1 pseudogene is annotated in these 653 nt (G+C 61.7%); it reads right to left on the bottom strand.

Going from position 1 to position 653, the window contains the following annotated elements:
• Positions 1-653 (bottom strand): annotated as a pseudogene (locus EXE45_RS17365) (hypothetical protein); the annotation flags it as partial.

Genomic DNA, 653 nt, shown 5'->3' with positions numbered 1-653 from the left:
AGCGACCCCGCCTCCTTCGACGCCCACCCGAACTTGGTGAACAGCGACCTGACCAGAACGAGCAACGCTCGCCCTTGGATATAGTCTCGGTCGGTTGACCGTCCCTGCGTAATGAGTTCCTGCATTACCGTTCGCAGGAGTGACAGGTCGTACTCGCGGAACGGATAGGACTCGATCGGGTCCGGGTCCGCACTCGTCACCGAGGAGTACGAATGAAGTGAGAGGTCGGGCATCGACGCCACCATCGACTCGACACGCTCTCTGCCCTCGGGATCGGATTTCTGGAGCCACCGTTTTCGAACGATGATCTCCGTGTCTGCCCCTTCGAGCGGAACCTGTTGGTGTGTCCAGTGGTCCTCGGGCGGCTCACCGATGAGGCTCTCACGCGTATCCGGGAGTGAATACTGACCGGTGGTGACGACCACCGGGTTCGGGCCACGCTGGAGCGCTTCCATCGTCTCTTCGAACTCCCGGTAGCGATGACGGCTGTCCCCGACGAAAAGCGCAACCTCGTCGAGACCCAGCAGCAACTCGGTCTGCTTGCGCCCGCCGTTTAGGGCGTCAATCGCAGTCTCGACCCGCGCGACGAGATCCTCGGGGTCGAACGCTTCGGGCTCGACGTCCTCTTCCGCAGTTTCGATTGAGGACTTCAC

It is taken from the genome of Halorubrum sp. SP9, from assembly GCF_005435015.1.
Lineage (GTDB): Archaea > Halobacteriota > Halobacteria > Halobacteriales > Haloferacaceae > Halorubrum > Halorubrum sodomense.
This window is presented reverse-complemented; position numbering and strand designations above follow the sequence as displayed.